The organism is Thalassotalea sp. LPB0316, from assembly GCF_014898095.1.
In the GTDB taxonomy this organism is placed as follows: Bacteria; Pseudomonadota; Gammaproteobacteria; order Enterobacterales; family Alteromonadaceae; genus Thalassotalea_G.
The window spans coordinates 2,050,086-2,065,699 of record NZ_CP062946.1 but is presented as its reverse complement, the minus strand read 5'-3'; the positions used below and the strand labels follow the sequence as shown (position 1 = coordinate 2,065,699).

At 42.2% G+C, this 15,614-nt stretch carries 16 protein-coding genes; 8 read left to right on the top strand and 8 right to left on the bottom strand.

All coding sequences use genetic code 11. The features are described from left to right. Nucleotides 1-163 precede the first annotated feature (163 nt). A complete protein-coding gene (locus LP316_RS09160) occupies nucleotides 164-442 on the top strand; it encodes a hypothetical protein (protein WP_193020697.1) in 279 nt (92 codons plus the stop codon). Between the two features lie 663 nt (nucleotides 443-1,105). On the opposite strand, the gene kdsA is transcribed toward LP316_RS09160, so the two are convergent. The 7 genes from kdsA to hemA form a co-directional block, all read right to left on the bottom strand. Further along, nucleotides 1,106-1,948: a 3-deoxy-8-phosphooctulonate synthase gene (gene kdsA, locus LP316_RS09155; protein WP_193020696.1), complete on the bottom strand. Its 843-nt coding sequence runs from the start codon at nucleotides 1,946-1,948 to the stop codon at nucleotides 1,106-1,108. Nucleotides 1,949-1,978: 30 nt separating this feature from the next. Continuing rightward, nucleotides 1,979-3,223, bottom strand: a complete 1,245-nt coding sequence (locus tag LP316_RS09150; protein WP_193020695.1) for a DUF819 domain-containing protein — start codon at nucleotides 3,221-3,223, stop codon at nucleotides 1,979-1,981. Between the two features lie 12 nt (nucleotides 3,224-3,235). Beyond that, nucleotides 3,236-4,036, bottom strand: coding sequence for a tetratricopeptide repeat protein (locus tag LP316_RS09145; protein WP_193020694.1), 801 nt, complete (start codon nucleotides 4,034-4,036; stop codon nucleotides 3,236-3,238). Between the two features lie 72 nt (nucleotides 4,037-4,108). Then, nucleotides 4,109-4,474, bottom strand: coding sequence for a SirB2 family protein (locus LP316_RS09140; protein WP_193020693.1), 366 nt, complete (start codon nucleotides 4,472-4,474; stop codon nucleotides 4,109-4,111). Between the two features lie 40 nt (nucleotides 4,475-4,514). Beyond that, entirely contained in the window at nucleotides 4,515-5,366 is an 852-nt protein-coding gene (prmC, locus tag LP316_RS09135; protein ID WP_193020692.1) for a peptide chain release factor N(5)-glutamine methyltransferase, read from the bottom strand. A gap of 5 nt (nucleotides 5,367-5,371) precedes the next feature. After that, nucleotides 5,372-6,463 carry a peptide chain release factor 1 gene (gene prfA, locus LP316_RS09130; RefSeq protein WP_193020691.1) on the bottom strand — a complete coding sequence of 364 codons (1,092 nt, stop codon included), beginning with the start codon at nucleotides 6,461-6,463 and terminating at the stop codon, nucleotides 5,372-5,374. A 26-nt stretch (nucleotides 6,464-6,489) separates the two neighbouring features. Beyond that, nucleotides 6,490-7,773, bottom strand: coding sequence for a glutamyl-tRNA reductase (gene hemA / locus LP316_RS09125; protein ID WP_193020690.1), 1,284 nt, complete (start codon nucleotides 7,771-7,773; stop codon nucleotides 6,490-6,492). A 189-nt stretch (nucleotides 7,774-7,962) separates the two neighbouring features. On the opposite strand from hemA, the gene lolB reads away from it, so the two are divergent. The 5 genes from lolB (at nucleotide 7,963) to LP316_RS09100 (ending at nucleotide 12,679) form a co-directional block, all read left to right on the top strand. Beyond that, nucleotides 7,963-8,577, top strand: coding sequence for a lipoprotein insertase outer membrane protein LolB (lolB, locus tag LP316_RS09120; RefSeq protein ID WP_193020689.1), 615 nt, complete (start codon nucleotides 7,963-7,965; stop codon nucleotides 8,575-8,577). Nucleotides 8,578-8,580: 3 nt separating this feature from the next. Next, nucleotides 8,581-9,432 carry a 4-(cytidine 5'-diphospho)-2-C-methyl-D-erythritol kinase gene (gene ispE / locus LP316_RS09115; protein ID WP_193020688.1) on the top strand — a complete coding sequence of 284 codons (852 nt, stop codon included), beginning with the start codon at nucleotides 8,581-8,583 and terminating at the stop codon, nucleotides 9,430-9,432. A 171-nt stretch (nucleotides 9,433-9,603) separates the two neighbouring features. Continuing rightward, entirely contained in the window at nucleotides 9,604-10,551 is a 948-nt protein-coding gene (locus LP316_RS09110; protein ID WP_193023858.1) for a ribose-phosphate pyrophosphokinase, read from the top strand. A 436-nt stretch (nucleotides 10,552-10,987) separates the two neighbouring features. After that, entirely contained in the window at nucleotides 10,988-11,671 is a 684-nt protein-coding gene (locus LP316_RS09105) for a lysoplasmalogenase (RefSeq protein WP_193020687.1), read from the top strand. Further along, the gene (locus LP316_RS09100) at nucleotides 11,672-12,679 is read left to right on the top strand and encodes an AraC family transcriptional regulator (protein WP_193020686.1); all 1,008 of its coding nucleotides are present in this window, start codon (nucleotides 11,672-11,674) and stop codon (nucleotides 12,677-12,679) included. On the opposite strand, the gene LP316_RS09095 is transcribed toward LP316_RS09100, so the two are convergent. Further along, entirely contained in the window at nucleotides 12,672-13,907 is a 1,236-nt protein-coding gene (locus LP316_RS09095; protein WP_193020685.1) for a sterol desaturase family protein, read from the bottom strand. The two genes, LP316_RS09100 and LP316_RS09095, sit on opposite strands and share 8 nt — an antisense overlap. 148 nt (nucleotides 13,908-14,055) lie before the next feature. Here LP316_RS09095 and LP316_RS09090 point away from each other — a divergent pair, with 148 nt between their 5' ends. Together LP316_RS09090 and LP316_RS09085 are read left to right on the top strand one after the other, a co-directional pair. After that, nucleotides 14,056-14,823, top strand: a complete 768-nt coding sequence (locus tag LP316_RS09090) for a substrate-binding periplasmic protein (RefSeq protein ID WP_193020684.1) — start codon at nucleotides 14,056-14,058, stop codon at nucleotides 14,821-14,823. A 171-nt stretch (nucleotides 14,824-14,994) separates the two neighbouring features. Beyond that, a complete protein-coding gene (locus LP316_RS09085) occupies nucleotides 14,995-15,612 on the top strand; it encodes a 50S ribosomal protein L25/general stress protein Ctc (RefSeq protein ID WP_193020683.1) in 618 nt (205 codons plus the stop codon). The last annotated feature ends 2 nt before the right edge of the window (nucleotides 15,613-15,614 follow it).

The window sequence follows — 15,614 nt, the reverse complement described above, 5'->3', positions numbered from 1 at the left end:
CACCGTAGATAAGGGCGACATTCTTTTACCTTGATATCCCTTTGTGAGAAAAAGGAATAAAGACATGGTGCAGAGAAAAAATGGTCTGTGATTGTTTTTTCGTTCAAAGAATAAAGCCCTGAAAATCTATTAGATTTATTAACTTTATTCGGAATTAAAAACCATGACACTTTTAAACAAACTCATTGCTACTACAGCACTCGTAATCGCTTTGCCAGCAGCACAAGCATCTAACTTAGAACAAGCTACACCGGTAAATCAAGTACAACTTGTTGATCAAGCACATGCACAAATAAAAGCTGACTTAAACTTAATTAACAAACAAATGAATATGTTGGTTAAGCAAGTATTCGAAATTGAAAACAAAGCAGGCAAACTTAACCAAACACCGGCATTACTTGCCGATGTACATGGCCAAATTACTAGCTTAACGGAAGAATAACCACAGTAAACGACATAATGCTCGCTGCATTGCTGAGCGCTTGAGTAAGGCGTTCAAAGCTAGCCATTAAGCGTTTGGTAACTTAATGGCTAGCTATTACTCTCAGTCCAGATTCATCTATTTTCGGCTTGAACGAGTCAGATACCCGACGACTCGGGTATGACGCTATTGGATTGACCCAACTACTCTATTATGGCGCTAGTTCGTCATTCCGGCGTTGTTTTAGGCCGGAATCGCTTGGTTTGCTTCATAAAAGAAAGATACCCGACGACTCGGGTATGACTCTGTTGGATTGACCCAACTACTCTATTATGACGCTAGTTCGTCATTCCGGTGTTGTTTTAGGCCGGAATCGCTTGGTTTGCTTCGTAAAAGAGAGAGACCCGACTACTCGGGTATAAAGCTCGTTCGTCATATATGGGACGTCATTCCGGCGTTGTTTTAGGCCGGAATCTCTTGGTTTGCCTCATAAAAGAAAGATACCCGACGACTCGGGTATGACTCTGTTGGATTGACCCAGCTACTCTATTATGACGCTAGTTCGTCATTCCGGCGTTGTTTTAGGCCGGAATCTCTTGGTTTGCTTCGGAAAACAAAGATACCCGACGACTCGGGTATGACGCTATTAGATTGACCCGACTACTCGGGTAGGTTGCTTAAGCCCTATTCAGTTATTAACGGCTCAAAGCCCTTCACAAGCTCGTCAATGGCTTTCATTTGCGCTAAATACGGCTCGAGTTTATCGAGTGGCAATGCACAAGGACCATCACATTTGGCATTATCAGGATCTGGGTGAGATTCAATAAACAAACCGGCAATACCAATAGCCATACCGCTACGAGCTAATTGAGCAGCTTGTGCTCTGCGACCGTCCGCTGAGTCACTTCGGCCACCTGGGCGTTGTAAGGCGTGGGTTGCATCAAACATCACGGGCGCCATTGACTTCATTTCGTCCATCGCCAACATATCTACCACTAAATTGTTGTAACCATAGCAACTACCGCGTTCACACAAAATAATTTTATCGTTATCGGCTTCACCAAATTTTGTAATGATATGACGCATTTCATGGGCTGCTAAAAACTGTGGTTTTTTTACATTGATAATCGCGCCAGTTTTAGCCATCGCAACAACCAAGTCTGTTTGACGCGCTAAAAACGCTGGCAACTGAATAATATCAACAACTTCAGCAACGGGTTGTGCTTGATGAGGTTCGTGCACATCGGTAATAATTGGCAGGTCAAAAGTCGATTTAATTTCTTCAAAGATCTTTAACCCTTCCTCTAAACCAGGGCCGCGAAACGAATGAACAGACGAGCGATTAGCTTTGTCAAAAGAGGCCTTAAAAACATAAGGAATACCGAGCTTTTCAGTCGTCTCTTTGTACGTTTCTGCGATCTTCATGGCTAAATCACGCGACTCAAGTACGTTCATACCGCCAAATAAGACAAATGGCTTATCATTCGCGATTTCAATTTGATTAAGCTTAATAAGTTGTTGATTCATAACTTTTCCTAAGTCTTTTGTGCGACTGGCTTAGCCAATTGCTTGTAAAATTTGACCACACAGCCACGCCATGTAGGTTCCAACGGTGTAGCCCAGCACAGCTAATAACACCCCCACAGGCGCTAATGATGGATGGAAGGCACTTGCCACAATAGGTGCTGATGCCGCCCCACCAACATTTGCTTGCGAGCCAACTGCCATGTAAAACAGTGGCGCTTTAAGCAGTTTAGCAACAAATAGCATAAGGCCGGCATGAATCAACATCCAAATAACACCGATAACGAAATAAATCGGCGTATCGAGGATCATGGTCACATCCATTTTCATCCCGATAGTGGCGATTAAAATATAAAGGAACGCTGAGCCAATACGCGAAGCCCCTACCCCTTCAAGCTCTCGTGCGCGAGTAAACGAGAGTGCTAAGCCAACGCTGGTAGCAAAGACAATCATCCAAAAGAATTTACTGTGGAAACTAAAGCGATCGGTATTAGGAAAGTGCTCAACAAAAAATGGCGTAATGTGATCGGCAAATAAATGGGCAAAACCAGTAACACCAAGGCCAATCGCCAAAATGATCATCAGATCAGCTAATGTCGGAATACGCGCGTGTTTAGCTTGGAAATGTTCAACCCTTTGTTTTAAGTCACTGATAGCTGATGTATCGGCACCGGTTTTGGCATCAATCGTTTTAGCGTTACCCGCCATCACTAAAATCACCGCCATCCATAAATTTGCGACAATCACATCGACCGTTACCATGACCGAAAATATTTGATCGCCAGCACCGTAAATCTCTTTCATTGCCGCTTGGTTAGCACTACCGCCAATCCAACTACCAGCAACGGTTGTCATGCCGCGCCAAACGGCTTCTGGACCATCAACACCAATGAGCTCTGGTGCAAACTGACCAACAAGAAGTAAGGCTACAGGCCCGCCAATAATGATGCCGATAGTACCGGTAAAAAATAGAATAACGGCTTTTGAGCCAAGCTTGGCAATCGCTTTTAAGTCAACGCTCAATGTCAGTAAGACTAAACACGCTGGTAATAAATAACGCGAAGCGACGTAATATAAATTCGACTCTTTACCGCTTATCACGCCAAATGTATTAAGTAGAGAGGGTAAGAAATAACAAAGCAAGACCGCAGGAACAACAGAGTAAAACTTTCGCCAAAAAGTATTTGCATGCTGCGCAGTATAAAAAACACCACCAAGTAAAATAACGAGTAAACCAAGAACGGTTGCGTCATTGGTGATCAAAGGCGTGTGAGGCATGAAGTCTCCGTGTTAATGTAAAATGGTATCTGAGATGGTAATGTTTTCTAATTGTTTTTTTAATAACTGTGCCGCAGGATCTTGCGGACATTGTTCAACAAAAAAGCGGTAATCGTCATACGCCACTTTAAAACAATCAAGCTGCTGAAGCAAAAAGCCGCGGTCTCGACGCTGATATGGATCATCTGGCTGTAGTGCCAAAATAACATCCATACACTTGAGTGCTTGGCGATAGTTATTCTCGCGGATCAGTGCCGCTTTCAAGCTAGAGAGGTGTTTTAACAAGACGTCTTTATCAGATAGTGCTTCAACTTGTTGATAGCTGACAAAGTGCTCACTATCGGCCATTCGGTCACTGAGATCTTCCCAAGTTAACGACTCGCCAACAATAGGATCGAAGATAATCGTATAATCTTCATCACAAATGAGTTGTACCATCATTTTATCTGGTACATAAACGATGTTAGCTTCAAAGCCACAGTGACGAATGATGTGTGCAATTAAAATGCACTTAAGCGACGGCGACATAATGCGATAAAGCAAACTCGGGACGATTTGATGACTCGTGACCGGCCATAAAACGTGATGCTTATCGAGAAACAATTGATTGATGAACAATTCATTAATTAGATTTTCAGCCTGCGCCAACTCGCCTTCTATCGACTCAATTTCAGTCAGGCAGTGATCGGCAAGTGCTTGAACTTGTGGGATAGGTTTTATTCCCGGTCCGAAAATAAACTCTTCGATCAATACTAATGTATCGAGCAATTTAATGTGTTCAGATTTAAGTTCGGCTAATAATAATTCGTTCATCTAGTACTTCAAAAACTGATTATTTACAGGCTATATAAGGCCTAAACATCAATATTCAACTGCTTAGTAATATTAAATAAAAAATATCGGCTGTTTATCGATAGCAAGTCGAGCAATCAACATTACCCAGCCCATTGCGCCCAGAAAACCAATAATTTGCATAGTTTTGTTGCGCGCGAGCTTTAAGGTGTAATAGCCAGTAAAGATGTAAGCAAAAACAGCAACAATTTTCTCGCCAAACCACATATATTCAAGTGGGTTTAAGGCAAGTTTAACCGCCATAACAATACCAACGGTTAACAAAGCGGTATCAATAACATGTGGCGTGATTTTCACCCATTTCTTTTCTAGTTGACCTGAACCCATCATCAGCCAAACAAAACGCAAGAAAAATAATCCGATACTTAGCGCGGCCAATGTCATGTGTAAATGTTTCATTATTTATCCTTATTGATTATTGTTTTTTAAATAGAGAAAACTAAGCCAAAAAGCTAGCATACGTGATACGAGGGTTATCACCCAAATCTTTTTGTGTTTTGGGCGCTTGATAGCCATATGCTTTCAATAACGCTCGAACTTGCTCTGCTTGATCATAGCCGTGCTCCAAGTAAAGCCAACCACCGGTTGCTTTAAAATACTTGCGAGCATTGTCGATAATATGTCGCAAGTCTTTTAAACCTTGCTCAGGTGCTACCAGTGCAGAGCTAGGCTCATACCTAACATCGCCTTGGCTCAAATGAGGATCTTGCTCATCAATATAGGGTGGATTTGAAACAATAACGTCAAATGTACCGTTAACGTTACTAAACCAATCACTTTGATATATCTCGACGTTCGTTAAATCGTTGTTTATCTTATTCTCATTAGCCAGCGCAACGGCGTCACAATTGAAATCAACCGCTTCAATTTGCCATTGGGACTGCTCACTTGCCAATGCCAATGCGATAGCGCCAGTACCTGTACCTAAATCGAGCACGTTAAGAACCTCAGCTTGATGATGATTTAACACCAACTCTACCAAGGTTTCAGTATCAGGTCTTGGGATTAACGTAGCACTCGAGACTTTGAGCGGTAATGACCAAAACTCTTGTTCACCGACAATATAGGCAATGGGTTCACCGGCTAACCGACGCTCAAATAAGCGAGAAAACGTTGCGAGTTGCTCAGAAGTAAGCTCGGCATCGGGCCAGGTTAACAAGTAACTTTTCGGCTTCGCCAAGACATAACAAAGCAAAATCTGACAATCGAGTTGCTGACTGTCAGATTTATCGTTAAGTAACTGGCTCGCTTGACCAATTAATTGTTTAACGGTAATCGGCGCGTTAAACATGTTGCCTATTGGTTTTGCTCAGAAAGTGCCGCGAGTAAGTCCGCTTGGTTCTCTTGTAAAATAGGCTCCATCACTAACTGTAAGTTACCTTCCATCACTTCGTTTAAGCGATACAAGGTTAAGTTAATGCGGTGATCAGACATACGGCCTTGAGGGAAGTTATAGGTGCGAATACGCTCACTGCGGTCACCACTAGCGACTAAGCTACGGCGCGATGATTCTTCCTCAGCGCGGCGTTTGTCATCTTCTGCCTGTTGCAATCGCGCAGCGAGAACAGACATTGCTTGAGCGCGGTTTTTGTGTTGTGAGCGTTGATCTTGACACTCAACCACAATGCCCGTTGGAATATGAGTAATACGAATCGCAGAATCGGTTTTGTTAACGTGCTGACCACCGGCACCTGAGGCGCGGAAAGTATCCACTTTTAAATCAGCCTTGTTAATTTCAATGGCTTCTGACTCAGGAATTTCTGGCATCACTACCACAGTACAAGCTGAAGTGTGAACACGGCCTTGTGATTCAGTTTCAGGTACGCGTTGAACCCGGTGACCACCTGATTCAAACTTCATTTCACCATAAACGCCTTCACCGTTGATTTTCGCGATGATTTCTTTATAGCCGCCCTGCTCTGACTCATTCATGTTCATTACTTCAACTTTCCAGCCTTTTTTCTCGGCATAGCGAGAATACATGCGGAATAAGTCACCAGCAAAAATAGCCGCTTCATCACCACCTGCGCCGGCGCGAATCTCAACAAAGCAGTTGTTATCGTCGTTTGGATCACGTGGCAACAACAGAATTTGTAATTCTTGCTCAAGCTCTTCAATCGCTTTTTTCGCTGCTTTGAATTCTTCTTGCGCCATTTCGCGCATGTCAGGATCGTCTTCTTTTAGCATTTCTTCAGCAGTGGCTAAATCATCTTCAGCGCCGCGAAAGTCGTTAAATGCTTTAACAACGACTTCAAGTTGTTTGAACTCTTTAGACAGCGCTAAAAATTTATCTTGATCGGCGATGGTTTCTGGATCAGAAAGCAACGCTTGAACTTCTTCAAAGCGTTCAACTAAGCCTTCAAGTTTTAAATAAACGGATTTATTCATGGAAATTCAGGTTCTCTTTGTGAGGTCTATTTTTGCTTGCTGATATCTTCAATATCTAAATCAAAGACATCACGCAAATAGATAAGTTTGTCTAACTCGCCGCCTTGTGCTGCTTTTTGTAAAGCATTGGTTGGTGCGTGCATTAATTTATTAGTTAATTTTGTTGCTAATTCATTTAAAACCGCTTCCGGGTTTTTACCATTTGATAATTGATTATGCGCTCTTTCTAATAATGTATCGCGTTCAGCCATACACTGATTGCGATAGCTGATCACCGCATCTTGGGTGTTGAGCCCGCGCAACCATTGCATAAAATTGTCGGCTTGGTTTGAAACAATCGATTCGGCTTGTACTGCAGCTTTTCTACGATTTTCAATATTTTGCGCAATAATTGTTTGCAAGTCATCAACGGTATACAAGAAAGCATCTTCTAATTGTGCGACTTGCTCTTCGATATCACGAGGTACCGCTAAATCGACCATAAACATGGGTCTGTGCTTGCGCTCAGCAAGCGCCTTTTCCACCATACCTTTACCAATGATCGGCAACGTTGAGCCCGTAGAGCTGATCACGATATCGGCTTTGGCCATTTGCTCAGGTATTTGCGCTAAAGTTATGACATCGGCGCCAATTTGCTTAGCCATGCCTTCAGCACGTGAGATGGTTCGGTTCGCTACCGTAATGTGGCCAACTTGATTGTCGTACAAGTGTTTAGCAACCAGTTCGATAGTTTCGCCTGCGCCAACTAATAGCACCCGCGCTTTATTGAGTTTACCGAAAATGTGTTTAGCCAAATTCACTGAAGCAAAAGCCACTGAAACGGCATTTTCACCAATTTCCGTTTCGGTTCGAACCTGTTTGGCGACACCAAAAGTGCGTTGGAACAATCGGTCCATCACTAAGGCCATCGAGCCAGCCGCTTTGGCTTGACTGTACGCCTGCTTCATTTGCCCCAATATTTGCGGCTCACCTAACACCAGTGAATCCAAGCCACATGCCACCCGCATCATGTGGGTAACCGCTTTTTGGTCTTGATGCCAATATAAACTGGGTACTAGCGTTGATGCCGGAATATTGTGATGCTGTTCAAGCCATAAGACCACTTTTTCTTGGGTTAACTCATGCTCACCGGGCTTGACAAGGTATAATTCAGTGCGATTACAGGTAGAGAGAATTGCCGCTTCTTGACACTGCACTTGAGACAGCATTTCTTGCAATGCGTGGGTAAGCGAATCAGGACTAAAGGCAATCTTTTCCCTCACCGAGACCGGCGCGGTTTTATGATTGATCCCTACTGCGACAATTGACATAGAAGCAACAACTTACCCGTAATAAAATTTAAACAATAAAACACGTTATCTTGATAATCATTTAATGAAATTATCAAAAACATAATGCCAACAAAATAATTCGGGGTATTTTACGAAAAAACGCTTATGATTGAAAGCACCTTACATACTGTGTTCAAATAAGTTGTTCGCAACAAAACGTTAAAAATAATGAAATTATCTAGTAATTGTAAAATTTATCTGCTTTTCCCGCTGTTTATTTTCCTTTATGGCTGTAGTACAACCAAACCAATATCATCCCCCCAGGTTAGTTCATCTAGTCAACATCAAGCTGATGTTGCACAGTTAGCCAGTTGGCAAATCAAAGGAAAATTGGCATTTATTAGTCCGAATGAACGCCAAAGTGCCAATGTGCTGTGGCAAGTAAAAGATCACGCCGTTGAAAAGCTCAGCCTATCGACCTTTCTGGGCATTAATATTGTTGATATCGAACAAACTAGTGAGCATTATTTAATTCACGCTGACGGAGAAACTCATCAAGGCAACAATCTCGCCCTACTCATCTGGCAACTCACCGGTTTAACCCTGCCGGTTGATGCCTTGAGCCACTGGCTCAAAGCTAGCCCCTATTTGCCGTCAGATAAACTGAGCTACCAAGCACAACAAGTTTTACCTTATCAACTTTCTAGCCATTTTAATCAACAACAATGGCAGGTAAAATACCGCCAATTTAAAATGGTCAACAATGTGATGTTGCCGCATAAAGTTGATATCACTCAAGGTGATTTAACGATAAAACTACAAATCAATCGATGGGAAACCTAACCTGTGAGCCGTATTTTTAGCTTTCCAGCACCTGCAAAACTCAATTTATTTCTTCATATTACCGGCCAACGCGCGAATGGTTATCACAATTTACAAACCCTGTTTCAATTTCTTGATTACGGTGACACGCTGCATTTTGAACTCACCGACGATGGCAAAATCGATTTACTCACCCCGTTTGAAGGCGTTGAGGTAACTGACAACCTCATCTTCAAAGCGGCCAAAAAATTACAAGCCGTTGGGCAAGTTAGCCAAGGAGTAAAAATTACCATCGATAAAGTATTGCCAATGGGTGGTGGCTTAGGTGGTGGTTCGTCAAACGCAGCGACGGTATTGGTCGCATTAAACGCCTTGTGGCAAACGCAGTTAAGTGCACAAACACTCGCCGACTTAGGACTCGAATTAGGCGCCGACGTACCTATTTTTGTGCATGGTCATGCCGCTTTTGCCGAAGGAGTTGGAGAAATTATTTCGAAACAAAATCCGACCGAGCACTGGTACTTGGTCACTAAGCCAAATTTGAGTATCTCAACGGCGCAAGTCTTTGGTGCGAAAGACTTAACACGTAATACGCCGGTTATTGATAAAACAAATTATTCACTCGAACAATGCCATAACGATTGCCAAGATTGGGTAATAAATCACTATCCTGAGGTTGCCAAGCTACTGGCTTGGTTGATAGAATACGCGCCGTCTCAAATGACAGGAACAGGCGCTTGTATTTTTTCGAGCTTTGCTACTGAACAAGAGGCGCGTTACATTCAAAGTAAATTGCCATCAGGTATTGAATCGTTTGTAGCTAAAGGAGCTAATATTTCTCCTTTAAAACACGCTATAGAGAAATTGTCATTCTAAATAGCGCGATGACCAAGTTGATTAAAGCCTGACTTAACAACTTCTTAATCAAATTGGTATAAGTTGCCAATTATTGGCAAAAAGTAAATTCATTGCTCATAGTTACTGACTCAAGGTTAATGACGATGAGCGTTAATTTTAATGTCAAAAAAAGTTTCTGAGGAACTGACAGTGCCTGACATGAAGATCTTTGCGGGTAACGCCACCCCTGAACTGGCTAAAAAAATTGCTGATCGCTTATACATGAACCTAGGCGAAGCAAAAGTAGGTAGTTTCAGCGACGGTGAAATCAGTGTTGAAATCACTGAAAACGTCCGCGGTGCCGATGTATTCATCATCCAATCAACTTGCGCACCAACTAACAACAACTTAATGGAATTAATCGTCATGGTAGACGCACTTCGCCGTGCATCTGCTGGCCGTATTACGGCGGTAATGCCTTATTTTGGTTATGCGCGTCAAGATCGTCGTGTACGCAGTGCTCGTGTTCCAATTACAGCAAAAGTTGTTGCTGACTTTTTATCAAGTGTTGGGGTTGACCGCGTATTAACAGTTGACCTTCATGCTGAGCAAATTCAAGGTTTCTTCGATGTACCAGTAGATAACGTGTTCGGTACACCAATCTTACTTGAAGACATGGTAGAGAAGAACTTAGACAACCCAGTTGTTGTTTCTCCTGACATTGGTGGTGTTGTACGTGCACGCGCTGTTGCCAAGTTATTAGATGACGCTGACTTAGCGATTATCGATAAACGTCGCCCGAAAGCCAATGTTGCTCAAGTTATGCACATTATTGGTGACGTTGAAGGTCGCGACTGTATCATCGTAGACGATATGATCGACACAGGTGGTACGTTAGCTAAAGCGGCGGCTGCGTTGAAAGATCACGGTGCTAAAAATGTTTATGCTTATGCGACTCACCCAGTGCTTTCTGGTAACGCCGTGCAAAACTTAAAAGATTCAGTCATCGACGAAGTGATCGTGACTGATTCAATCCCATTATCAGACGAGTTAAAAGCACTACCTAACTTACGTCAATTAACGTTGAGCGGTATGTTGTCTGAAGCGATTCGTCGCGTGAGCAACGAAGATTCAATCTCTGCGATGTTCGAAGACTAATCGCCGCAAAAGATCGTAAAGAAAACGGAGCCATGTGCTCCGTTTTTATTTTCTAACTACTTATACCAATTTCGATAAATTACTCGCTAGCCAACACAATACCTGAGTAACAATCTTGAGATTCCCGATAAAAACACTCGGGAATGACTCACTTCAGTGAAAGGCGGTAATGCTGGAAAGCGGTAACACCTTAAAGCCCTATCGCCTTATAGCTCCCAACTAACAGCTCCAAACTGACAACTCCCCTTCCTTTCAACCTTCCAACCTTCCAACCTTCAAACCTTCCCCCCTCCAACTTTCCAACTTTCCAACTTTCCAACTTTCCCACCCTCAAGCCTTAAACAGCCTTTTCTGACTCCTGCCGGCCTGCTCCGCTATTATTTGCCACTATTAAATGCTATAAAAAAGCGAATAAAATAAATAACATAATAATGATATGAATAAATTACAGAGTCCCCCAATAACAGCTAGTGGTGTTGAGCATCGTATTCGACTGTTATTTATTATCACGGCCACGATATATTTACTCAGTTTGCCCTTTACCCCTTATCCCTATCAGTTTAGTGTCAAAGCCTTACCTATTTTTCTACTGGCGTTAACCTGCTTTCAATTATTAACCGGCAAAAGCAAGTGGTTCATGAGCTTGGCACTGTTGGCAAGTCTTATTGGTGATATCTGCTTAGCGCTGAGTTTTCCATTGAGCTTTCAATATGGTTTAGTGGCGTTTTTATCTGCTCATATTTTTTATAGTGTCTATTTTATTTCACTCAAATCATCGCCAAGTGATTATCGTTTATTTGCCGTGTTCGCGGTTGTCGTATTTAGCTTAATCGCCGGTTCACAAATTCTGCCACACACCAGCAGTTTGTTAGTCCCTGTGCTGATTTACCTCATCGTGATAAGTTGCATGGCGATCATTGCCTTGTATAAACAAATAAATAACCAACTTACCTTTGGTGTATTTTGCTTTTTGGTATCAGATACCCTATTGGCGTTAAACTTATTTGTTAGCCCCATTCCGTTAGCGAGTCTTTGGGTGATGTTGACCTATTACAGCGCCCAATATTTTATTGTCAGTGGTATTTTCCGTTATCACCAACGCCAAGTGCAGAGTGAATAAATGCAATATCAAGTGCCGCAATACGGGGTAAAGTCGCTCGTAAATTATCTTTGCCAGCAAGGTCTGGATAAACAAGTTTTACTCAATATCTTAGCTACAGACGAGCAATCATTTATACAATCGCAAAGCGTTTATTCACTCGCACAATACGAGGCACTGTTTAGCTATGGTCAAGCACACCTACCAATTAAAAATCTAGGCTTTCATTTTGGCCAGGCATTTGACTTAGGTATTTGGGGGATCCTTGGTCATATCGTTGTTGCGGCACCCAACTTACTTGACGCGTTGGCGTATCAAAAACGCTATCAGTGCTTAATTGGCAACGTTGGTCAGGCAGAGCATGAAACTGACGGTGATAGTGTCATCATGCGTTATATCGCACACCCTGATGCGAGTATCAATAACATTGAGCATGTTATAACGGCGTGGCTAACTTATGCCTTTAGTTACACCCGCAATGATGATGCACCGGTCAGTGTTCACTTTACCCACGAGTGCCCTTCACAACTTGAAGAGTATCAAGATTATTTTCGTTGCAAGGTGGTTTTTGGTGACAACTTTAATGGCGTGAAGATAAAACAATACTCACTGTTGCACCCTATCGTTAGTGCTAACGATGACGTCTTAAAGCTTTTATTAAGTCACGCTGAACAATTACTGGCAGCGAAACGTCAAAAAGCCTCAATCGATATAATTCGTGAATATATTATCGAGCAGTTACCTAATGGCGTACCGAGTTTAGATGATGTTGCTCAACATTTAGAACTAAGTAGCCGACAACTTCAACGTAAATTTCAACAAGAGCAAACCAATTTAAGCCAACTTATCGAATCAATCAGGCAACAACTAGCGATTAGCTATTTGAGCCAAACTAACCACAAACTGTTGTACATCTCGACGATACTTGGTTATTCAGAGCAAAGCGCTTTTCAACGCGCCTTTAAACGCTGGTTTGGTCTAACACCACAAGCCTATCGACAAAAGCCCATCCCGTTGATGCTTAACTAGTTGCTTCACTGGCCATTGTCAGCTTGACAGTTTTATAAAAAGCTAATAGCTCAACCAAAGTAATACCGATTAAAAAGCTTTCTAAATGCCAACTCACCAACGGCACAAGTAAAATGTAAAACAAGAGAGATAAAAACATCAGTCGTACAGGTTCAACCCACAAAATCCATGACTTCAATTCTTGTAATCCACTAAAAAGCACCAAATTAATACTGGCAAAAGCACCCACTATCGCGAGTTCAAATACACTCAAACGGGTCATAGTCAATAAGAAGGTGATCGTCAGCGCTAAAATCAGCACAAATTGGCACAAAATATAGACTTTCATCACGGTAGGTAAACTGACTTCATATTTTATCAGCGTTTTTGTGGTTGCGTATTTTCTCGGGTGATCCGCATTGACATCTTCTGGGCGCCAACCAGGCGGCATAAAAAACACCTTGAACTTATCTTTCCACGACCGAGCATAGTAGGCATCTTTTATCAGATTCCAATATACCTGCAGATTTGCCCAAAACGGATTCCAACTCTTAAGCTGATGACTGACACCATAAACAATGTCTACCTCGTCTTTTTCTGCTTGAAAAGAGTTAAATAGTTTATCCCAAATAATAAACACACCTGCGTAGTTTTTATCAATGTAGTCGCGGTTTAACGCATGATGCACGCGATGATGACTGGGCGTTACCATAATCGCTTCAAACCAGGCTGGCATTTTATCAACGTGGCGTGTGTGGACCCAAAATTGATAAACCAAATTCAATGAAGCACAGGCAATAAATACTACAGGGTCAACGCCAATTAACGCGATCGGTAAATAAACCAACCAAGCCAACAAGCTCGGTGAGCTGGTTTGCCTGAGCGCCGTTGTTAAGTTGTATTCTTCACTCGAATGATGAACAACATGTGAGCCCCACATCACGTGAATACGATGGTTTAACCGATGCGCCCAATAATACGCCAAGTCATAAACAACAAAAGCAAAAATCCATACCCAAATACTGTCTTTCGGTAAATCAAATAGCGCGTATTTTTGATAAATCAGCCAATAAATCGACAGTGGGATCAGTGATTTCAATACCCCGGTAAAGCGACTCAAAATACCAATGCTCAGCGAGTTAATCGCATCGTTAAATCGGTAGTAATGGGTTTTGCGCTTGTGATCAAACCAAAGCTCAATTGCTATCAATAATAAAAAGAAAGGTATCGCCGCTATGATTATCGCCATCTGTCTGCCCGATTGTCACAAGTTTTCACCACTATAAGTCAAGCATAGTTGACAAATATTGACTTAGTAACGACATTGATTGACATGACGCGACAACACTTAAGTTGTTTACTATGCTTAAGAAAGACCAACAAATGAGGGTGATGTTATGCGTGTGTCAATTTCTGCGTTCATACTTTTACTGTTGTTTTGTACTCGCCTTTTGGCAGCGCCAACGCAAGTCACAATAAATGATATAAAGTGGCCACCGTTTTTCTTTCCCAATCTTGAAGGCTCACTACCGGGGTTAGGCAAAGAGTTACTAACGACTTGTATCAATAACGAGCAATATCAGCTCAACTACCTTACCTTGCCAGTTAAGCGCACCCACCTTTATATGAAATCAGGACAACTCGATGTCGCTGTTTATTCGCACAAAATCTCGCGAGAGCAATTTGTTATCTATGGCAAGGAGCCAATTTTTTTGAGTGAATACGGCTTTGTTTCCGTCAAAGACCAAAACATTGAAATAAATCAAATCAATGATTTATACCGTTATCAATTTGGCAATTTATCTGGGATCTCCCACACACCTGAAATTCTTAAAATCATCGAAGAAAAACGACTACATGATGAAGTAACCGAAGGATACGATATTGACGCCATGTTTGGCCAAATGATGACCTCCCCACCGCGCTTTCAAGTGATGGCAAACTCCAAAGAAACGTTTAAGTGGCGCGCTAAGCAACTCGGTATTACAGACAAGGTGACCGTCCATCCGTTAACGGTTAAAACTAAAGCTTATTACTTGACTGTGTCAAAAAAGGGAACAGCGATTAAAGATAAACAAGCTTTTTTAGACGCGGTAGATACCTGTATCAAAGCACTCAAAGCCAACGACGGCTATCAAACCATCGCCAGTAAATACGGCCTGTAATAATCTGCGGATATTTTAGATTAAACCATTGGCAATACAATGCGCTAAGTGTTATCATTGCGCGCCTTTTTTACCTAAGCATTAGCAATTTTGCCGGTAATTGGGCCTACATAGTTGTTTTTGGTCGCAAAAAACAACACTTATTTTAATCTAATATTTGAGTACAAAATCATGACTGATATTTTGACTTTGGATGCTGAAGTACGTACAGACTTAGGGAAAGGTGCGAGCCGCCGCCTACGTCACGCGAACAAAGTTCCAGCGATCCTTTACGGTGAAGGCAAAGACCCTATTTCTTTAACATTAGAGCACCGTCACGTGTTCCGTGCACAAGAAGAAGAAGCGTTTTACTCACAAGTGTTAACGTTAAACGTTGGCGGTGAGAAAGTTGAGTGTTTATTAAAAGACATGCAACGTCACCCGTACAAGCCATTAGTAATGCACTTAGACTTCATGCGTGTTGACGCTACTCACGCAGTACACACTAACGTTCCAGTTCACTTCATCAACGAAGAAGCTGTTGTTAAGAAAGGTGCTGTAATTGCTCACCACATCAATGAAATCGCTGTTACTTGTTTACCAGGTGACTTACCAGAGTTCATTGAAGTTGACTGTGCAGACTTAGAAGTTGGTCAAACGCTACACTTATCTGACGTTAAATTACCAAAAGGCGTAACGTCTGATGAATTAGCGAAAGGTGAAGATCACGACCAAGCTGTTGTTACTGCTAACGCTCCTAAAGGCGGCAGCGATGACGAAGCAGCTGAAGAAGAAGCTACTGAAGAATAATC